Genomic DNA, 18813 nt, shown 5'->3' with positions numbered 1-18813 from the left:
GCGCAGCGTCTTCCGCCGTCCGAGCTGGCGCTAAGCCGCGCCACGTTTCTCCTGGCTCTCGACAGGCGGTAGCGCGCGACCGATCGAGCCGTAATTGAAGCCCACCGCGCGCATGGCGGCCGGATCGAAGACATTGCGCAAATCGACAATGACATTGCCGCGCATGAGAGCCTTCAGCCGAACCGGTGCAATGGCCCGGAACACGTTCCATTCGGTGACGACGACCAAGGCATCCACATCGGCCACGGCGTCGATAGCGTCCTTCGCGTAAATCACGCCGGGCGGGAGATGCGGCTTGGCCTGCTCCATCCCCTCGGGATCGAACACATGCAATTCGGCGCCGTCTTCCACCAACCGGCTGATGATCGGGATGGAGGGCGCATCGCGCATGTCATCCGTCTCAGGCTTGAAGGTCAGCCCCCAGACGGCGATGCGCTTGCCGCGCACCGATCCACCACAGGCCAGAATGACCCGCCGCGCCATGATCGATTTGCGGCTATCGTTGACCGCGACAACGGTCTCCACCAGGCGCTGCGGCGCGCCGGCATCCTGGCCGATGCGGGCCATGGCGAGCGTATCCTTGGGAAAGCAGGAGCCGCCGAAACCCGGTCCCGCATGCAGAAACTTGCGGCCGATACGCCCATCGAGCCCCATGCCGCGCGCCACGTCATGCACGTCTGCGCCGACGCGCTCACAGAGATCGGCCACTTCGTTGATGAAGGTCACCTTCATCGCGAGGAAGGAGTTGGCGGCGTATTTGGTGAGTTCGGCGGTTTCGATCGACGTCACGATGATCGGCGTCTCGATCAGGAACAGCGGCCGATACAGCGTCCGCAGAACCTCCTCGGCGCGCTCGCTCTCGACCCCAATCACCACGCGGTCGGGGCGCATGAAATCACCAATCGCGTTGCCCTCGCGGAGGAATTCGGGGTTGGAAGCGACATCGAACTCAAGATCGGGGCGGGTTTCCCGCACAATTTCGGCGACGCGGCGGCCGGTGCCCACAGGCACGGTCGATTTTGTGACGATGACAGCATAGCCCTTCAGCTTGCGGGCGATCTGCTCCGCAGCCTGATAGACATAGCTGAGATCGGCATGGCCATCGCCACGCCGGGTCGGGGTGCCGACGGCGATGAAGACCACCTCCGCATTCTCGAGGCCTTCATCCATGCTGCCGGTGAAGGAGAGGCGGCCGGCGGCGACGTTGTCAGCGACCAGCCGGTCGAGACCGGGCTCGAAGATCGGGATACTGCCGGCCTGCAACGCCGCAAGCTTGCGCGTATCGACTTCGACGACCACGACCTCCATGCCGAATTCAGCGAAACAGGCGCCGGAGACAAGGCCGACGTAACCGCCGCCGATCATGGTGACTCGCAAGGGCAGGCTCCTTCAACAGGCGGTATCGTGCAGCTTGAGGCTACATCACGAAACGACCCTCCGATAGGCGCGCGTCCACTCAGGAAACGAGGCGAAGGCGCCGTCGGCGTGCGTCCGTCGCTTCGTGGGGCAGTTCCAGTGGGAGGGTGAGGGCGGGCTCGGCACCGGCAATCAGACTTTCCTCCGGATCCGGTATAGACCGGTTCAGGTGGGCCACCGACAGATGGCGGAACACGTAGTCGATGATCGATGTGGCGGCGCCGACCGTCGGGTCACCGTCCACAGCCCCACCGGGCCCGAACCGGGTGCCGATGAAGGCATCGACGAACTGGTCGAGCGGCACGCCGTGCTGCAAGCCGAGGCTCACGGCATTGGCGAAGGCGTCCATCAAGCCTCGGAAAGCGGGGCCTTCCTTTTGCAGGGTGATACCGATCTCGCCGAGCTTGCCATCCGGATATTCGGCTGTCGTCAGATATAGGCGATGGCCGCCGACGGCGGCCTTCTGCAAGGTGCCGCTGCGGCGAGCCGGCAGTTCTAAAGGCGTCGCGGGTGTCGGTGACCGCGCCGCAGGCGCTTTGACCAACCGGCTGGCGGTCGTGCGCAGGGCCGGTGTCGGAAGGATGGCGCATACGGCCGCATGCATGGCGGCATGCGCCTCGGGTGAGGCGAGGGGGAGCACCGTGTCGCCGCGCAGCATGAGGGCGAGTGCCGCCTCGACCGAGATGCCGCGCGCAGCGAGAGACTGTCGCGCGGCTTGCGTCAATTCGCCCGTATGGCGCGTCTTCGCGAAGGCAGGTGCGAGGCCGGTGGTTTCCACACCCAGCAGGGCTTCCGCCGCATCGGCCTCGGATAGCGCGGCGACGGCTTCATGGGCGCAGGCGCCCAGTGCGTTCGCCTGTTCGCAAAACTGTCGGGCGGCAGCGGCGAGGCCAGGGATGGCCACGCTCGTTGGGATCGCGGTCCAGGAGGCAGGAGCGGGCTGCCGCCCCGTGACGTCTGTCAGTCGGGCCGACACGCATTCCGCGCGTCCTCTTAGAACGGCGGCGAGGTCGGCCGCGACGGCGCGGGCTTCGACGCTGTCATAGGCAAGGCCAAGCCCCGCGAGTAGGCCATCGAGATCGGCGAAGCCCAGCGCCAAGCGTCGCGCGCCCGGCCGCAGCACGGTCAGCGCGATCGTCGCCATATCGATGGCATTTTGGAAACCGACCAGATCGAAACCGGCCTCTGCCTCCAGAAAGGCGGCCAGATTGAAGACGAAGCGGGGTACTCCCGCTTCGTCTTGCGCTATCGGCAGGCCTTCGGGGGAACGCCAAATCGCCGCGCCCGGCGCAGCCCGCCGGCGCAGCAGCATATCCTGGAGGCCCGCTGTAAGCTGTGGCGCCGCGATCAACCCGGCTTCTTCGGCGCGTCGGCTTGCGATGCTCACCCAGCCGTCCGCGAGGTCCGGCAGGCTTATGGGCCGCATGCCGGGCGCGAGGGTCGCGAGCGCCGCTGCGGCCGCCCCATCCCAGCTTGCGGGGAGGGAAACGGTGCGCGGCATGCCATCAGGATCGCCCCATGCCTCGACGCGACGAAGGCGAACACCGTGCCAGGCTTTGCTTAATCTCATGGCCGCAGATTAACCGAAGAGATGCGCGTGATAAAGCATCATCTAGGGGTTCAAACGCCGATATCCCACAAGCAGTAGTGATCCTCTCCGGCCACTTGGACCGCATGGACCCGCAGCGACCCATCCCTTATAGGAGGCTGCATGAAACTCGGCATGATCGGCTATCTGGGCACGCGCCTATTTACCTCCTTGAGGGGGCGCGGTGTCGGTCAGGATGGATTTGGCAATCGCTACTTCGAGGAGAAGTCGGCGGTGAAGGGTCGAAAGGTTCGGCGCTGGGTCGTCTATAACGGCGAGCCCGAAGCCTCGACCGTGCCCCCTGAATGGCACGCCTGGCTGCATTACACCGTCGATGCCCCGATTTCCGATATTGGCCGTTTGCCGTGGCAGAAGCCGCATCTGCCGAACCGCACGGGCACCGCCTTTGCGTATCGGCCTGCCGGTCACGACTATAAGGGCGGCCGGAGGAAGCGGGCCACGGGCGATTACGACGCCTGGACGCCAGGAGAGTAGGCGTCGTGGCGCGGCGCAACGCCGCTGAGGTTATCGCGGGCCTCCTCGTTCTCGTGGTGGCCGGCGGGTTCCTGGCCTATGCCCTTGCGACTTCGGGTGCAGCGAGCGTGCCCGGCTATTCGCTGAGCGCCGCCTTCGATCGCATCGACGGGCTGACGACGGGCTCAGATGTCCGCATGGCGGGCGTCAAGGTCGGCTCCGTCACCAAGACGGCGATCGATCCCAAAACCTATCTCGCAGTGGTTGATTTCACGGTCCAGCAGTCGATCAAACTGCCCACCGACAGCAGCGCGACGGTCGCGAGCGACAGCCTGCTCGGCGGAAAGTATCTGTCGCTGGTGCCGGGCGGAAGCGACGCCATGTTGCCGGCGAACGGCCGCGTCAGCGTCACGCAGTCTTCGGTCAGCCTGGAAGACCTGCTTGGGAAATTCATCTTCAGCGTGACCGATCTGGTGTCGTCTCTTCAGAAGAACGCGGGCGGCAAGCCGTCAGCCGGTGCCGGGGCATCCCCGTGATGGCGCAGGCGAGAACGGCGGAGCCTGACGTTTGGCCGCAAGCGGACGGCACGGCGATCGATTGCCGCGAGAAGCTGCGCGTGCTGCGGGACAACCATATGGAGTTAGCGCAGACCTTGCGCGATTGCTTCGAGGATGCGGTGCTCATGGGCGTCGATCCCGCAGCGATGCGCCGCATCCTGCATGCCATGGTCGATGCGCAGTCGGACCCGCGCCGAACAACGAGATAAGGGTTTAGGTAGCGATGCGGTTTCCCCTTCTGGGCGCGATCATGGTCCTGAGTGCCGCCATGGTCGGGACGGTATCCTACCCAGCGCGGGCGCAATCGTCTGATCCGATCCAAGGCCAGGCCTTGGCCCCCCCGCCGAACACGGACCCCAGCAAGGATCTCGGCGTCGGAGCCATCGCGGCGCCTCCGCTGCCTGCGGTGCCCTTGGCGGCTCCGACACCAAACGGGCCCCCGGCGGCCGCGGTCGCGGCACCGACCGAATGGGTGCCAAAGACCTCGGCTCAATTGACCATCCTCGATAAGATCTATGGCACCTCCGGCAGCCAAGCCGCGACCATAGGCACCCCGTTCAAGGTGCGGTTCCTGACCGTGTCCGTTTTGGCGTGCTGGGTGAGGCCTGCGGATCTGCCGCCGGATGCAGCCGCCTTCCTGGAAGTTTCCGATTCGCGCGCGTCGCCGGGTTCGGCGCCAGAATTCAGGGGTTGGATCTTCAAGGCGGAGCCCGCCTTGTCAGGCCTTTCCGACCCGGTGACCGACATTTCGGTCGAAAGCTGCACTTAACGATCTGGTTATTTTACTCTCACGGCTTCGTGAAAATAGCATGGCACGACTGCGGCATGCAGAATCTATCGAACGTTCCGCCTAAGCCTTTCAAACTCCCTGTATGAGCCTTAAGGTCTGGGGGATGAGGCCGCCTGAGCCACATTGTGGCTATTTTGTCACTGTGTGTCAGAAACGCTGCGAAAAGGGTGGGAAAGCCCGCAGATAGTGGTAGATTTAAATTCACCGAACAGCAGGCAACGCCTCCGCGCGACCGCCCGGGCTGAATGGTATGCGTCGGTCAAAGAGGAGAAACAGAATGAAGCTCCGCAGCGCGCTGATGGCGGCGACTGTGTTGGCGGTCCCGGCTATCGCCCTTCCCACGTTGGCGAAGGCTCAGCCTATCACTGGTGTTTATGTCGGCGCTGGTGCCGGCTATGACTACCAGTCGAACAACAAGCTTACAGACGCCCCTGGTCGGCTTGGCGGAAGCCACGCCGAATATAAGGGTAGCGTTTCCGGAACCGGCAGTGTCGGTTACGGTCTCGGCAACGGCCTGCGTTTCGAAGTCGAAGGCATCTACCTTCGCGCTACCGATAACAAGCTGAAGCCCGGCTACATCGCGCCGAAGTTCAACTTCCACGGTTACACGCAGAAGTATGGCGCGTTCGTTAACGGCCTGTACGACATCGATGTCGGCATTCCGTTCTTCTACCCGTATGTCGGCGCTGGCGTCGGCTACCTGTGGACGGACTATGACGACGGCCAGATCGGGTCCCCGAGCCGCAGCATCGACGACACCCAGGGCACGTTCGCCTACCAGGGTATCGCCGGTTTCTCCGTGCCGATCCCGCCCGCGCCTGGTCTCTCTCTGACGGCCGAGTACCACTACATCGGCACGACGAGCAAAGACAGCTACAACGGCTCGTATTTCGGCAAGAGCGCCGACTACAAGTTCGGCCCGACGACGAACCAGACCGTGATGCTTGGTCTGCGTTACGCCTTCAACACGCCGTCCCCGCCGCCGCCGCCGCCGGCCCCGATGATGGCCCCGGCTCCGCAGCCGGCGCGCACCTACCTGGTCTTCTTCGACTGGGATAAGTACTACCTGACGCCGCGCGCCAAGGAGATCATCGCCGAGGCAGCCTCTAACTCGACCCACGTGCAGTACACGCAGATCGAAGTTAACGGCTACACCGACACCTCCGGCACGCCGACCTACAACCAGGGTCTGTCGATCCGCCGCGCCAAGAGCGTCCAGGCTCAGCTTATTGCTGACGGCGTTCCGGCTTCGGCGATCTCGATCGCAGGCTATGGCGAAACTCACCTCCTGGTCCCCACGGGCCCGGGCGTGCGCGAGCCGCAGAACCGTCGCGTGGAAATCATCATCAAGTAAGTTTCCTTCGGGAAATTCTGCTGACGATGGCAAAGGGCGTCCCGCAAGGGGCGCCCTTTTTCTATGGCCGCATGCACGTTGCAGGGCGTCGTAGGGCGGATGAGCGCAGCGTTATCCGCACATGGGGCGCGCATCATCCAGTGGGGCAAGCGACGTATGGCCGGCGGATAACGCTGCGCTCATCCGCCCTACGGACCGGGACTCCGCACAACCGGTTGGCGGATAACGCTGCGCTCATCCGCCCTACGGACCGGGACTCCGCACAACCGGTTGGCGGATAGCGCGACGCTCATCCGCCCTACGGCGCCGTCGTCACCACACCCCTGAATCAAAAACCCCCGCCAAAGGGGCGGGGGTTCTGAAGGCGTCGTCCAGGCGTGGGATCGTGGATTAGACGATCTGTTCGCCGTGCAAGGTAATATCCATCCCTTCGACTTCCTCGTCCCGCGTGATGCGCAGACCGATGGTGATGTCGATGATTTTGAGGATGATGAACGACATCACGCCGCTCCAGATCAGTGTGGCACCCACGCCATAGCACTGGATCAGAAGCTGATGCGCACTGCCGCCGGCGCCGCCGTAGAGTGGTCCGAACGCAAAGACACCCGTCAGCAAAGCGCCGATGATGCCGCCGATTCCGTGTACGCCCCAGCAATCGAGGCTGTCGTCATAGCCGAAGAAGTTCTTCATCGTCGTGGAGGCGAAGTAGCAGCCGACGCCGGCGACCACACCGATGATGATGGAGGAGCCGGGCAACACGAAGCCCGACGCCGGGGTAATCGCCACGAGGCCGGCAACGGCGCCGGAGACGATACCGAGCAGGCTCGGCTTTCCCTTGGTGATCCACTCCGCGAACATCCAGCCGAGCGCGGCGGCGGCGGTCGCGATCTGGGTTGCGGCCATCGCCATACCGGCGCGGCCGTTGGCGGCCACGGCGGAGCCGGCGTTGAAGCCGAACCAGCCCACCCATAGCAAGCTGGCGCCGATCATGGCGTAGCCGACATTGTAGGGATGCATGTTGTCATGGCCGTAGCCGACGCGCTTGCCAAGGACGAGCGCGCAGACCAAGCCGGCTACGCCCGCATTGATATGCACGACCGTGCCGCCCGCGAAATCGAGCACGCCCATGGCGCCCGCCCAACCCGTTGTCGACCAGACCCAATGCGCGACGGGGCTGTACACGACGATCGACCACACCACCATGAAGATGCACATGGCGCTGAACTTCATGCGATCGGCGAAGGCACCGCAGATCAGGGCCGGTGTGATGATCGCAAAGGTCATCTGGAACATCATGTAGACGCTCTCAGGGATGGTCTGATCGACCGTGCCGCCGAGCAGAAAGTCCTTGTCCCAGTTCTTGCCGAAACCGTTCAGCATGAAGCGGGACAGATCACCGACATAGGCGTCGCCGGTGGTGAAGGCGAGGCTGTAGCCGATCACGCACCAGACGATGGTGATAAGGCAACAGATCGCGAAGGACTGCATCAGCGTCGCAAGCACATTCTTCTTGCGCACCATGCCGGCATAGAACAGGGCAAGGCCAGGAATCGTCATGAGAAGCACCAGAGCGGTGCTGCTCAGCATCCAGGCTGTGTTGCCCGTGTCGATCTTCGGCGCGTCTGCCGCAAAGGCTGGCACCGACAGCATAAGCATCGGCAGCAAAGCGCCGGCGACGCGTGGCAACGATAGTCGCTTCATCATTGTTTCCTTATTCACAGCGCCTCGGCGTCGAGTTCGCCGGTGCGGATCCGCACCACGCGTTCGACATCCATCAGGAAGATCTTTCCGTCACCGATTTTTCCGGTGTGCGCGGCCTTCATGATGGCCTCGACCACCTGCTCCGCGAGAGCCGCGGGCACAGCCACTTCAATCTTCACCTTGGGGAGGAAGTTCACATGATATTCCGCCCCCCGGTAAATCTCGGTCTGTCCTTTTTGCCGACCAAATCCTTTGACCTCGGACACCGTGAGGCCTTGAACGCCGAGTGGCGTCAAAGCATCTCGAACATCGTCGAGCTTGAAAGGTTTGATGATGGCCATGACCAACTTCATGTCGCCGTCCTCTTCTCCGTGTATCGTCCCGCCCGCGTGACTACGCTCGCGTAGCAATGTTGGTATTCAAGTCCTGTGCCAGAACCATTTCGGGGGCGCATCGCCCGCGCGCTTGTGATTTGTCGGCGATGGCAACGGCGTATTGTGCCGGCGAAGCGGCAACAAGCGGCCACTGCACAGATTACAGGCACGCCATGTGATTGCGCGCGCCTGTGTATCGGGATGGTCGCTCTTCCGTGCCTGAGGCTCGCGGCTGTATAAAAGAGAGAACAGGATCAGGTTTCCGATGCCCCAGGTTTTCGCCGACGTACCGCGAGTGACCGAGACGCCCGTTGATGTTTGCGTCATCGGTGCGGGTCCCGTCGGCGGCGCCCTTGCGTGTCGCCTCGCCGAGGGCGGTGCCCGGGTTCTGATCATCGATCGCAATGCCCTGCCACCCATGGAACATCCGGAATTCGATGGCCGCGCCTATGCGATCGCTGCGGGGTCGCAGCCCTTGCTGGCGTCGGCGTCGCTCTGGGCTTCGCTCCCCTTCATGCCCAACCCGATCGAACAGATCCGGGTATCGGACGGAAGGCCGGGGCGCCCGCCCTCTCCCCTGTTTCTGCATTTCGATCATCGCGAACTCTGTGCGGGACCCTTCGGCTGGATGGTAGAGGCGCGCAGCCTTCGAATCGCGCTCAACCGGCGCCTCCATGCCGGGGGCGGGATCATCCTGCGGGCCCCGGCAGAGGCGAAGATCGAGCGGCTGGAGGAGCATGTTCTGGTGACGCTTGCCGATGGGGAGCGCTTCAGGGCGCCTCTCGTTGTCGCGGCCGAGGGGCGGGAAAGTCCGCTGCGGCGGGCGGCCGGCATTCCCACCATCCGCTACCCCTATCGGCAAAGCGGAATGGTGTGCGCCGTCGCCCATGAAGAGCCGCATCACAACGTGGCCCTTGAGCATTTTCTGCCGGGGGGACCCTTCGCGCAATTGCCGCTGGGGCCGACGCCAGGCGCGCCAAATGTTTCCGCGATCGTCTTCACCGAGGGCGCACGCGTCGCGGCGGCCCTGGCGGAGTTGGATCAAGCGGCTTTCACGCGGGAGGTCGCGCGCCGCCTTGGCCGGCATCTCGGTGCGATCCGCCTGCTGGGCAAGCGCTGGCACTATCCACTCTCAGCGCTGATGGCCACCCGCTACACAGACCGGCGCATGGTTCTGGTGGGGGATGCCGCGCACGGCATTCACCCGATCGCAGGTCAGGGCTTCAACCTCGGGCTCAGGGATGTGGCCGTCTTGGCCGATCTCGTTCTCGGCGCTCTTCAGGCTGGCGAGGATCTGGGGGATGCCGCCCTGCTGGCGCGGTATCAGCGCCTGCGGCGGCCGGACAACCTCGTCATGCTTGCCGCGACCGACGGGCTTGACCGTCTGTTCAGCACCGACAATCCCGTGTTGCGCGTCGCGCGTGACCTCGGCATCGCTGGTGTGCACCGCCTGCCGACGGTCAAACGCTTCTTCATGCGCCGCGCCATGGGTGCCTAAAGCGGGGGGTGCCTAACGCCGTGGTGCCTACTCCGCCTTTAGCGTAGGCGCACGGGCGATTGGCGCCACAAACTGCGGCGTCAGATCCGTGTCCCAAGGGAACAGGATCCACGTGCTCTGGGAGACTTCGGTCACGAAGGTGTCGATGATGTCTTTGCCGGCAGGCTTGGCATAGACAGTGGCGAAATGGGCCTTCGGTAGCAGGCTCCGCACCATGCGCGCCGTGGTTCCCGTATCGACCAGATCATCGATGATGAGGAAGCCTGTACCGTCCCCGGCTGCGGTCGGCGGCTTGGTGACCATGGCCTGCCCAATCCGCTCATCGTCATAGGTGACGATCGAGACCGTTTCGATCACCCGGCATTCAAGTTCCCGCGCGATGATGGCGGCCGGAATCAGGCCGCCGCGCGTTACGGCGACGATCCCGAGCCAGGGGCCGTATTCGATCAGACGCCAGGCAAGCGCCCGCGCATCCCGGTGCAATTGGTCCCAGGTGACCGTGTAGTAGTGCTGCGCCATCAAAAAAGCTTTCCGCCGTCCGGAACCCGGAAGTCGGGCCGGATCAGTATTACCTCGCCTTGCGGTCCCGGCAGCCCCAAGGTCAAGACCTCGCTGACGAAAGGCCCGATCTGGCGTGGTGGGAAATTGACCACGGCGCAGATCTGGCGGCCGATGAGCGTCTCGGGCGCGTAATGGACGGTGATCTGCGCGGAGGACCGCCGAACCCCGATTTCCGCGCCGAAATCGATCCAGAGTTTGATCGCCGGCTTGCGGGCCTCTGGAAAGGGTTGGGCATCGACGATGGTTCCGATGCGAATGTCGATGCGCTCGAAGTCCTCAAAGGTGACGGTCTCGATTGCCATGGCGGGCGTCCCGATCCTGTACGGTGTGTCAGCGCGTTATGATGCCACGCGGCGTCGCGCACTCAAACCGGGAGGGTACTCGGCGCATGGAGCCAGGCATGACACCAGGTTAAAGCGCGGCAACGGAACGGTCGCGGCGCCTCTGCCCCTGGATGAGAGGTCGAGATGTGTGACACTAGAGAGGAATGGTTCCTTCCTTTCGTCCGCATCCTTGGCCATCGCGATCAGCGACATGGCGCCTTGTCGCCGTCTTCGCGGTCTTGGGCTGTAGCGGCTGTGCGATCGCGCCAATGGCACAGGCCCAGAACGGATTCCCGAGCTTTCGGCTACTGGTGCGGAAGGTGGAGCCGGCGGTGGTCAACATTTCCGTCACCCAAGACGGCCATGCCGAGCCGGATGGTGGTGGCGCGGTGCCCTTTGGGAGCGATGCGCCCCATAGTAGTCAGAGGATGCTGGGCGCCGGTTCCGGCTTCATCATCGACCCCAGCGGCTATATCGTCACCAACGACCATGTGGTGGGCGGGGCAAGCCGCATCACCGTCTCCCTCGCGGACGGGACACAATTGCCGGCCCGTGTCATTGGCATCGACGAACTCACCGATATCGCAGTGATCAAGGTCGAAGCCCATCGCGCGCTGCCCTTCGTCACCTGGGGCGACTCGCGCGACGTCGAAGTCGGTGACTGGATTCTGGTCGCCGGCAATCCCTTCGGGCTTGGCGGCTCGGTCACCGCCGGCATCGTTTCGGCGCGCGGGCGTGACATCATGAGCGGCCCCTTTGACGATTTTCTACAACTCGACGCGCCCATCAATCCCGGCAATTCGGGCGGTCCGGCCTTCGACATGACGGGCGCCGTCATCGGCGTGAACACGGCCATCATTTCGCCGACCGGCGGCTCGGTGGGCATCGGCTTCGCCATCCCGAGCCAGATCGCCGAAGGGATCGTGACGGCGTTGGAGCAGCACGGCCACCTTGATCGCGGCTGGCTCGGCGTCGGCGTTTCCGATGGAAATGGCGGGGCCCGCGCCGGCGTGGGCCTCACCGCTGTCGAGGCGGGCGGTCCGGCGGGCGCAGCCGGATTGAAGGTGGGCGACCGTATCGTCACCGTCGATGGCAAGCCGGTGGCGACAGCCCTCGGCCTGATCCGCGCGGTCGCGGAAATTAGGCCAGGTCGATCCGCACATTTGACGCTCGTTCGTCATGGCCGTGATTTGACGGCAACCGTGGTGGTGGGACTGCGTCCGTCAACGGAACATAACTAGTGTGGCAATGGGCGGATACGCTGCGCTTTTTCGCCATCCGGGACTAAACCTAAACCTGCCGCGCTGACATTGGGGAGCCTCCAGATGCGTATTTTGCTCGTTGAGGATGACCGTGAGGTCGCCAACTTCGTCGTCAAAGGACTCCGTGAGGCCAATCATGTGGTCGAGCATGCCGCGAACGGGCGTGACGGTCTCTTCATGGCGGCGAGCGAACAGTTCGATGCGATCATCCTCGACCGCATGCTGCCGGGTGGGGTGGATGGGCTGCGGCTCCTCGAAACCCTGCGGGCGCAGGAGAATGCCGTCCCGGTGCTGTTTCTATCCGCGCTTGGCCAGGTGGATGACCGTGTGAAGGGCCTCAAGGCCGGCGGCGACGATTACCTGACCAAGCCCTTCGCCTTCGCGGAGCTGCTGGCGCGCGTCGAGGCGCTGACACGCCGTGGCAAATCGGACTCGCCGGTCACCCGGCTCGCCGTCGATGATCTGGAAATGGACCTGCTGTCGCGTGTCGTGAAGCGCGCGGGCCAGAAGATCGATCTGCAACCGCGCGAGTATCGTCTGCTCGAATATCTGATGCGACACGCGGGTCAGGTCGTCACCCGCACAATGCTGTTGGAGGGCGTGTGGGATTATCATTTCGATCCCCAGACCAATGTGATCGATGTGCACGTGTCCCGCTTGCGCCAGAAGGTCGATAAGCCGTTCCCGAAGCCGCTGCTGCACACGGTCCGCAACGCTGGCTATATCATGCGGTCGGATAGCGACGTTTAGGGACGACGGGACGTGAAGGTCGGGCTTCCGAAAGCCGGCGTCCTGCCAATGCCGGATGCGCGGCGGGTCTTCCTGACCTCGCTGCGACGGGCCCCGTTCCTGCGCTCGGCTGGGCTTCGCTTCGCGGCGCTCTATGCCATCATCTTTGGCCTGAGCGCCCTCGCTCTGGCGATCTTCCTGTGGTGGGCGACGGCCGGCCTTCTCAATCGCCAGGTCGAAGCCGCGATCAATGCCGATGCCCAAGGCCTGGGTGAGCGCTACCAGGAAGGCAATCTTCCCGCCCTGGTCGTCACCATCCAGGATCGCCTGGCTCAGAGCATCGATGACAATGCGATCTACCTGCTGGTGGATGACAGCCTACAAAAGGTCGCCGGCAATCTGACAACCTGGCCGGTGGGCGTTTCGGCCGCCGATAGCTGGTTCGAATTGACCGTCAAGCGCGGCGACCGCGAATCCTTGGCGCGGATGCATCGCTTCGATCTCCCCGGCGGCTTCCACCTGCTCATTGGCCGTGATGTCGGGTCCCGCGCAAAACTCCGGTCTCTGCTCACCGCCGGGTTGCTCTGGGCGGTCCTCGTGATGGTGGTGCTGGGATCGGCTGGCGCCATCGCGATCCAAAGCCTGTTCAAGCGCAGCCTCGCGGATGTCTCGGCCACCGCCGCCGCCATTGCGCGCGGCGACTTATCGAACCGCGTGCGAATCTCGGGCCGCGGGGATGAGTTCGATCGTCTCGCAGAAACCATCAACGACATGCTCGATCGCATCGCGCGGTTGATGGATGGCGTGCGCCAGGTCTCGAACGCCATCGCCCATGATCTGCGCACGCCTATCACCCGGGCGCGCACCCGGCTGGAGGATGCGGCCCTCCATGCGCGCGACGCCAGCGACCTTCATGCGGCGGTCGAACGGGCGACCTCGGATCTCGACGGCATCGTGTCGGTGTTCCAGGGGCTGCTGCGGATCGCGGAAATTGAAGCCGGCTCGCGCCGCTCCGCCTTCGCCTCGATCGATCTCTATGCCTTGCTGTCGGATATGCACGAGCTCTATGCGGCGGCGGCGGAGGAGCAGGGGATGCATATCGACCTTCTCGCCAAGCCGCCCTTGCCGGTGTTCGGCGACCGCGACCTGCTGCAGCAGGCGGTGGCGAATTTGCTGGAGAATGCGTTGAAGTTTTCGCCCCAGGGCAAGCACATCCTGCTGGGCGCCGGGCGTCTGGGGGACCGGATCGAGATCGTTGTGGCCGATTCCGGGCCGGGCATCCCGGCGGAGGATCGCAACCGCGTCACGGAGCGGTTCTTCCGGGGTGAGAGCGCGCGCAGCACGCCCGGTTCTGGCCTCGGCCTGTCGATGGTTCAGGCGGTGGTGCAACTCCATAACGGGTCGCTGCGGTTGGAGAGCAACCATCCGGGCGTGCGGGCGGTGGTTTCGCTGCCGGCCGAGTTCAGCAGCAGCCGGCGCCTCGCCAAGCCCGCAGCACCTCCCGCGCACCTCCCGCCGGCCGGGTGATTATACGCGGCGCGGGATATCCGCCGCTTCGTGAAAGATGCCAAGGATCGTCACCGGTGGTTCCGGTGCATAGACGATCCAGTAGCTGCCTCTCTTTACCCAAAGCTGGCCCGCGACAAAGAGCGCTGAATATGGGCGAGGAGCGGGAAGTCCAGATTGCGGTCTTTGGGTGATGAAATCCTCAGCCGCGAGAAGTGCAAGGCGAAGATTTCGTAACGCTTCTGTCCGTTCCAGCCGCTCATAGTAATCCGCCAGCCCCGCGATTTGTGACGCAGCTTCAGGCGTGAAGCGTATCAACGGGCCTTCGTTATGGCGTCTTTGGCCTCAAGCCTCGCAATACTTTCGTCGATACGACGCCACACGTTGGTGCCATCCACCGTGAGACCGGCGGCCAGTTGAGCTATGCTGCGGTTGAGCGAGTCCTGCCACGCCTTCGGGGCAATCAATTCCTTGGTGTCGTCAGGCGCCGCGCGATCTTTCCCCATGCGCGTAACTTACGCCGCGTCGGGCCTCATTTCCACGTTATTCCGCCGCTGCTCGTGCGGCAGCGCCGGCCGCGAGGGGGCACAGCGGCAGCGCCAAAACGAATAGCGCCGCAAGCAGCAGAAGCTCCGGGCGAGGGGATGTGCCGGTCAACGCCGCTCCGGCGGCAGCGGCGCCAAAGATCAGAACCGGCGTCGCTAAGGGCAGTACCAGCAGCGGCAGCAGCACCCCGCCGCGCCGGGCGCCAATGACCAAGGCAGCACCGGTGGTGCCGAGAAGAGACAGCGTCGCCGTGCCGGGCAACAGGCCGAGCAGCAATGGCCCGAGGCCCGAGGGCGGCATCCGCAGCATGATGGCCACCGGCGCCGCGACGATCAGCAGCGGCAACCCGGTCGTCAGCCAATGCGCCACCGCCTTGGCAAGCGCCACTAGCGAGGCTGGCGCGCCCGACAGCAGCAATTGATCCAGCGACCCGTCCTCGAAATCGGCGCCGAACATACGGTCGAGCGGCAGCAAGGCCGCCAGCAGGGCGCAGACCCAGATTGTGCCCGGCGCCAGCCGCCCGAGCAGCGCCGGCTCCGGCCCCACGGCGAGGGGGAACAAGCCCGCCGCCAGCACGAAGAACAACAGCACCGCCACGGTATCCGCCCCGTGACGCAGCGAAAGTCGCAGTTCCCGCGCCAGGATGCGCAGCATGATCGCCATCATGACAGGCTCAAGGCCAGGGCGCCGGGCAGCGGCAGGTCGAGATGCGTCGCGGCCACCAGAATGCCGCCCCCCGCGCGGTGGGCGGCCGCCATCTCCCCCAGCTTGACGACGGATGCGGCATCCAGCGCCGTGGTCGGCTCGTCCAACAGCCAGAGCGGCGCCCGCGTCACGAGCAGCCGGGCGATCGCAACCCGGCGCCGCTGGCCGGCGGACAGCATGCGCGCCGGCAGCTGGGCGAGATCGGCAAGGCCGACCGCCTCCAACGCAGTCTCGATCGCCTCAGATCGATCACGTCCGCGTGCCCAAAGGGACAGGTTTTCAAGCGGGGTGAGGCCGAGCTTCAGCGCATCCTGATGGCCGAGATAGGCGAGGCGGAGCCCATGGGCGGGAAGATCGGCCAGCGCGTCCTCCCCCTGCCACAGCACATCGCCAGCGGCAGGCGGCATCAGGCCGGCCAGCAGGCGCAGCAAGGTCGTCTTGCCGGACCCATTGCGCCCGGTGAGGACGAGGGCGGCACCGGCTTCCAATCGGAAAGAGACGTCCTCGAAGACCAGATGGTCGCCGCGAAAGGCCGCCACGCTTCGAGCTTCAAGCACGCTTAACCTGCCTATGAACATTGCATCAGCCGGCGTGGACCCCGGCGGGTGGGTATGGTTTAAGCCGCTGTGGAGTTTGTTGCACCTCCCGCCGCCGGGAGGGCACAACCGGAAGGACCATAGCAGCATGAAAATGACCGGTCAGGACAGCCTGGGCACCAAACGGACCCTCGATGTCGGGGGCAAGACCTACACCTATTTCTCGCTTCCCGAAGCGCAGAGTGCCATCGGTGATATCTCCCGACTACCGGTCAGCCTCAAGGTCCTGCTGGAGAACGTGCTCCGCTTCGAAGACGGCCGCACCTATAAGACGGATGATGCGAAGGCCCTGGCCGAGTGGCTGGTGAAGGCCTCCTCCACCCGCGAAGTACCCTTCCGCCCCTCTCGTATCCTGATGCAGGATTTCACCGGCGTTCCCGCCGTGGTCGATCTCGCGGCGATGCGGGACGGTATCCTTGCCCTCGGCGGCGACCCAGACAAGGTGAACCCTCTCATTCCCGTCGATCTCGTGATCGACCATTCGGTCCAGGTCGATGCCAGCGGCACTGCCGACTCGCTGGAGAAGAACGTCGAGATCGAGTTCGAGCGGAATGGCGAGCGCTACACCTTCCTGCGCTGGGGCCAGACCTCCTTCGACAATTTCGGCGTCGTGCCGCCCGGCACCGGCATCTGCCATCAGGTCAACCTGGAATACATCTCCCAGAACGTCTGGATCGCAGAGAACGATGGCGAGACCGTCGCCTATCCTGACACGCTCTTCGGCACCGATAGCCACACCACCATGGTCAATGGTCTCGGCGTTCTCGGCTGGGGCGTCGGCGGCATCGAGGCGGAGGCCGCGATGCTCGGCCAGCCCATCGCCATGCTGATCCCGGACGTCATCGGCTTCCGCATGACGGGGAAGCTGACTGAGGGTGTCACGGCCACCGATCTGGTGCTGACGGTCACGCAGATGCTGCGCAAGAAGGGCGTCGTCGGCAAGTTCGTCGAGTTCTTCGGCCCCGGCCTCGACCACATGCCTTTGGCCGACCGCGCGACCATCGCCAATATGGCCCCGGAATACGGTGCCACCTGCGGCTTCTTCCCACTCGACAGCGTGGCGATCGATTACATGCGCCTCACGGGCCGCACCGAGGAGCGAATCGCCCTCGCCGAGGCCTATACCAAGGCCCAGGGCATGTGGCGCGATACCACGACGCCGGACCCGGTCTTCACCGACACGCTGGAACTCGACCTGTCCAGCGTGCTGCCGTCGATCGCCGGGCCGAAGCGCCCGCAGGACCGCGTGCTGCTGTCGGATGCGTCTTCCGCCTTCCGCACCGAGTTGACGAAAAGCCTGGGCGTGCCCGCAAATGATGTCGGCACCCGCGCCAAGATCGCCGGCCGCAATTACGAGATCACCCATGGCGACGTGGTGATCGCGGCCATTACCAGCTGCACCAATACCTCCAACCCCTATGTTCTCGTCGCGGCCGGGCTGGTGGCGCGCAAGGCGCGGGCTCTGGGCCTCACGGCGCGGCCCTGGGTCAAGACCTCCCTCGCTCCGGGGTCCCAGGTCGTGACCGAATATCTCGACAAGTCTGGCCTCAGCCAGGATCTGGATGCGTTGGGCTTCCAGACCGTGGGGTATGGCTGCACCACCTGCATCGGCAATTCCGGCCCGCTGGATGACGAGATCGTCGACGCGATCGAGACCAACAAGCTGGTCGCCGTCTCGGTGCTCTCCGGCAACCGCAACTTCGAAGGTCGCGTCCACCCGAACGTGCGGGCGAACTACCTCGCCAGCCCGCCGCTGGTGGTGGCCTATGCCCTGCTCGGCACGATGAACGAAGATATCACCACCGCGCCGCTCGGCACCGGCCATGATGGCAAGCTCGTCTATCTCAAGGACATCTGGCCGACCACGGCCGAGATCAACGGCATCGTTGGCGCCAACCTGTCCCGTGAAATGTTCCAGGAGCGCTATTCGGACGTCTACAAGGGGCCCGTGCAGTGGCAGACGCTGGAGGTGGAGAGCGGCACCAAGACCTATGCCTGGAACGACAGTTCCACCTATGTCCGCAACCCGCCCTATTTCGAGGGCATGACCATGGAGCCCAAGCCGGTGACCGATATCACCGGTGCGCGCGTGTTGGCGGTGCTTGGCGACAGCATCACGACCGATCACATCAGCCCCGCCGGTAGCATCAAGAAAAGCTCACCGGCCGGCGAATACCTGCTGCAGTACCAAATCCAGCAGAAGGACTTCAACAGCTACGGCGCGCGACGCGGCAATCATGAAGTCATGATGCGCGGCACCTTCGCCAATATCCGCATCAAGAACGAAATGGCGCCGGGCACCGAGGGCGGCGTCACCACGTATCATCCCTCCGGCAAGGTGATGCCGATCTACGATGCCGCCATGCTCTACAAGGCCGAGGGTCGTCCCCTGGTCGTCTTCGGCGGCAAGGAATACGGCACCGGCTCTTCGCGGGATTGGGCCGCCAAGGGCACCATGCTTCTGGGCGTCAAGGCCGTGATCACCGAGAGCTTCGAGCGTATCCATCGTTCCAACCTCGTGGGCATGGGCGTGCTGCCCTTGACCTTCAAGGATGGGATGGATCGCAAGACCCTGGGCATCACCGGCGACGAGACCTTGGACATTCTGGGGCTGGAGACGCTGAGCCCACGGATGGACGTGACCCTCGTCATTCATCGCGCCGACGGCACGACGGACCAGGTCGCGCTGCTCTGCCGGGTCGATACGCTGGATGAGGTCGCCTATTACCAGCACGGCGGCATCCTGCATTACGTGCTGCGCGAAATGGCGAAGGCCGCCTGACACCTGCTCCTGGCGGAATACCCTGCGTATTCCGCCACATGAGGGCATGGG

At 64.4% G+C, this 18813-nt stretch carries 20 protein-coding genes; 10 read left to right on the top strand and 10 right to left on the bottom strand.

Going from position 1 to position 18813, the window contains the following annotated elements; translation table 11 throughout:
* Positions 1–30 precede the first annotated feature (30 nt).
* On the bottom strand, positions 31–1377 hold the full coding sequence (locus QP803_RS14925) for a UDP-glucose dehydrogenase family protein (RefSeq protein WP_284944270.1): 1347 nt from the start codon (positions 1375–1377) through the stop codon (positions 31–33).
* A gap of 79 nt (positions 1378–1456) precedes the next feature.
* A complete protein-coding gene (locus QP803_RS14920; protein ID WP_284944269.1) occupies positions 1457–2917 on the bottom strand; it encodes a TSCPD domain-containing protein in 1461 nt (486 codons plus the stop codon).
* 210 nt (positions 2918–3127) lie between these two features.
* On the opposite strand from QP803_RS14920, the gene QP803_RS14915 reads away from it, so the two are divergent.
* From QP803_RS14915 to QP803_RS14895, 5 genes are all read left to right on the top strand, one after another.
* Complete coding sequence (locus QP803_RS14915) at positions 3128–3499, top strand: NADH:ubiquinone oxidoreductase subunit NDUFA12 (RefSeq protein ID WP_284944268.1); 372 nt, start codon at positions 3128–3130, stop codon at positions 3497–3499.
* Between the two features lie 5 nt (positions 3500–3504).
* The gene (gene mlaD / locus QP803_RS14910; protein ID WP_284944267.1) at positions 3505–4014 is read left to right on the top strand and encodes an outer membrane lipid asymmetry maintenance protein MlaD; all 510 of its coding nucleotides are present in this window, start codon (positions 3505–3507) and stop codon (positions 4012–4014) included.
* Positions 4014–4244 carry a hypothetical protein gene (locus tag QP803_RS14905; protein WP_284944266.1) on the top strand — a complete coding sequence of 77 codons (231 nt, stop codon included), beginning with the start codon at positions 4014–4016 and terminating at the stop codon, positions 4242–4244. Before mlaD ends, QP803_RS14905 begins: the two co-directional genes overlap by 1 nt.
* Positions 4245–4258: 14 nt before the next feature.
* On the top strand, positions 4259–4804 hold the full coding sequence (locus QP803_RS14900) for a DUF2155 domain-containing protein (RefSeq protein WP_284944265.1): 546 nt from the start codon (positions 4259–4261) through the stop codon (positions 4802–4804).
* Positions 4805–5102: 298 nt separating this feature from the next.
* Positions 5103–6179, top strand: coding sequence for an OmpA family protein (locus tag QP803_RS14895; RefSeq protein WP_284944264.1), 1077 nt, complete (start codon positions 5103–5105; stop codon positions 6177–6179).
* A gap of 390 nt (positions 6180–6569) precedes the next feature.
* Here QP803_RS14895 and QP803_RS14890 read toward each other — a convergent pair whose 3' ends face one another.
* On the bottom strand, positions 6570–7883 hold the full coding sequence (locus QP803_RS14890) for an ammonium transporter (RefSeq protein ID WP_284944263.1): 1314 nt from the start codon (positions 7881–7883) through the stop codon (positions 6570–6572).
* Between the two features lie 11 nt (positions 7884–7894).
* Positions 7895–8233 (bottom strand): P-II family nitrogen regulator, encoded by a 339-nt coding sequence (locus QP803_RS14885; RefSeq protein WP_284944262.1) that lies wholly within the window; start codon positions 8231–8233, stop codon positions 7895–7897.
* 286 nt (positions 8234–8519) lie between these two features.
* Between QP803_RS14885 and QP803_RS14880 the strand changes: the two genes are divergently transcribed.
* Entirely contained in the window at positions 8520–9752 is a 1233-nt protein-coding gene (locus QP803_RS14880; protein WP_284944261.1) for a UbiH/UbiF/VisC/COQ6 family ubiquinone biosynthesis hydroxylase, read from the top strand.
* Positions 9753–9779: 27 nt separating this feature from the next.
* Here QP803_RS14880 and gpt read toward each other — a convergent pair whose 3' ends face one another.
* Both gpt and QP803_RS14870 read right to left on the bottom strand, forming a co-directional pair.
* Positions 9780–10271 carry a xanthine phosphoribosyltransferase gene (gene gpt / locus QP803_RS14875; RefSeq protein WP_284944260.1) on the bottom strand — a complete coding sequence of 164 codons (492 nt, stop codon included), beginning with the start codon at positions 10269–10271 and terminating at the stop codon, positions 9780–9782.
* The gene (locus tag QP803_RS14870; protein ID WP_284944259.1) at positions 10271–10615 is read right to left on the bottom strand and encodes a tRNA-binding protein; all 345 of its coding nucleotides are present in this window, start codon (positions 10613–10615) and stop codon (positions 10271–10273) included. The genes gpt and QP803_RS14870 overlap by 1 nt, the downstream gene beginning before the upstream one ends.
* Positions 10616–10905: 290 nt before the next feature.
* Here QP803_RS14870 and QP803_RS14865 point away from each other — a divergent pair, with 290 nt between their 5' ends.
* The 3 genes from QP803_RS14865 to QP803_RS14855 all read left to right on the top strand — a co-directional run bounded on the left by QP803_RS14865 (position 10906) and on the right by QP803_RS14855 (position 14154).
* Complete coding sequence (locus tag QP803_RS14865) at positions 10906–11877, top strand: S1C family serine protease (RefSeq protein WP_284944258.1); 972 nt, start codon at positions 10906–10908, stop codon at positions 11875–11877.
* Positions 11878–11961: 84 nt separating this feature from the next.
* Positions 11962–12648 carry a winged helix-turn-helix domain-containing protein gene (locus QP803_RS14860; protein WP_284944257.1) on the top strand — a complete coding sequence of 229 codons (687 nt, stop codon included), beginning with the start codon at positions 11962–11964 and terminating at the stop codon, positions 12646–12648.
* 12 nt (positions 12649–12660) lie between these two features.
* Positions 12661–14154 carry a sensor histidine kinase gene (locus tag QP803_RS14855; protein WP_284944256.1) on the top strand — a complete coding sequence of 498 codons (1494 nt, stop codon included), beginning with the start codon at positions 12661–12663 and terminating at the stop codon, positions 14152–14154.
* Here QP803_RS14855 and QP803_RS14850 read toward each other — a convergent pair whose 3' ends face one another.
* The 4 genes from QP803_RS14850 to ccmA are packed head-to-tail and all read right to left on the bottom strand — an operon-like array spanning position 14155 to position 15941.
* Positions 14155–14451 carry a type II toxin-antitoxin system RelE/ParE family toxin gene (locus QP803_RS14850; RefSeq protein WP_284944255.1) on the bottom strand — a complete coding sequence of 99 codons (297 nt, stop codon included), beginning with the start codon at positions 14449–14451 and terminating at the stop codon, positions 14155–14157.
* Complete coding sequence (locus QP803_RS14845) at positions 14448–14639, bottom strand: hypothetical protein (protein ID WP_284944254.1); 192 nt, start codon at positions 14637–14639, stop codon at positions 14448–14450. The genes QP803_RS14850 and QP803_RS14845 overlap by 4 nt, the downstream gene beginning before the upstream one ends.
* 37 nt (positions 14640–14676) lie before the next feature.
* Complete coding sequence (gene ccmB, locus QP803_RS14840; RefSeq protein WP_284944253.1) at positions 14677–15345, bottom strand: heme exporter protein CcmB; 669 nt, start codon at positions 15343–15345, stop codon at positions 14677–14679.
* Positions 15342–15941 (bottom strand): heme ABC exporter ATP-binding protein CcmA, encoded by a 600-nt coding sequence (ccmA, locus tag QP803_RS14835; RefSeq protein ID WP_284944252.1) that lies wholly within the window; start codon positions 15939–15941, stop codon positions 15342–15344. Before ccmA ends, ccmB begins: the two co-directional genes overlap by 4 nt.
* 127 nt (positions 15942–16068) lie before the next feature.
* Between ccmA and acnA the strand changes: the two genes are divergently transcribed.
* Positions 16069–18762, top strand: coding sequence for an aconitate hydratase AcnA (acnA, locus tag QP803_RS14830; protein WP_284944251.1), 2694 nt, complete (start codon positions 16069–16071; stop codon positions 18760–18762).
* The last annotated feature ends 51 nt before the right edge of the window (positions 18763–18813 follow it).

The sequence above is a fragment of the Acidisoma sp. PAMC 29798 genome, from assembly GCF_030252425.1.
In the GTDB taxonomy this organism is placed as follows: Bacteria; Pseudomonadota; Alphaproteobacteria; order Acetobacterales; family Acetobacteraceae; genus Acidisoma; species Acidisoma cladoniae.
The sequence above is the reverse complement of the archived record's forward strand: the minus strand, read 5'-3'. Positions and strand labels throughout refer to the sequence as shown.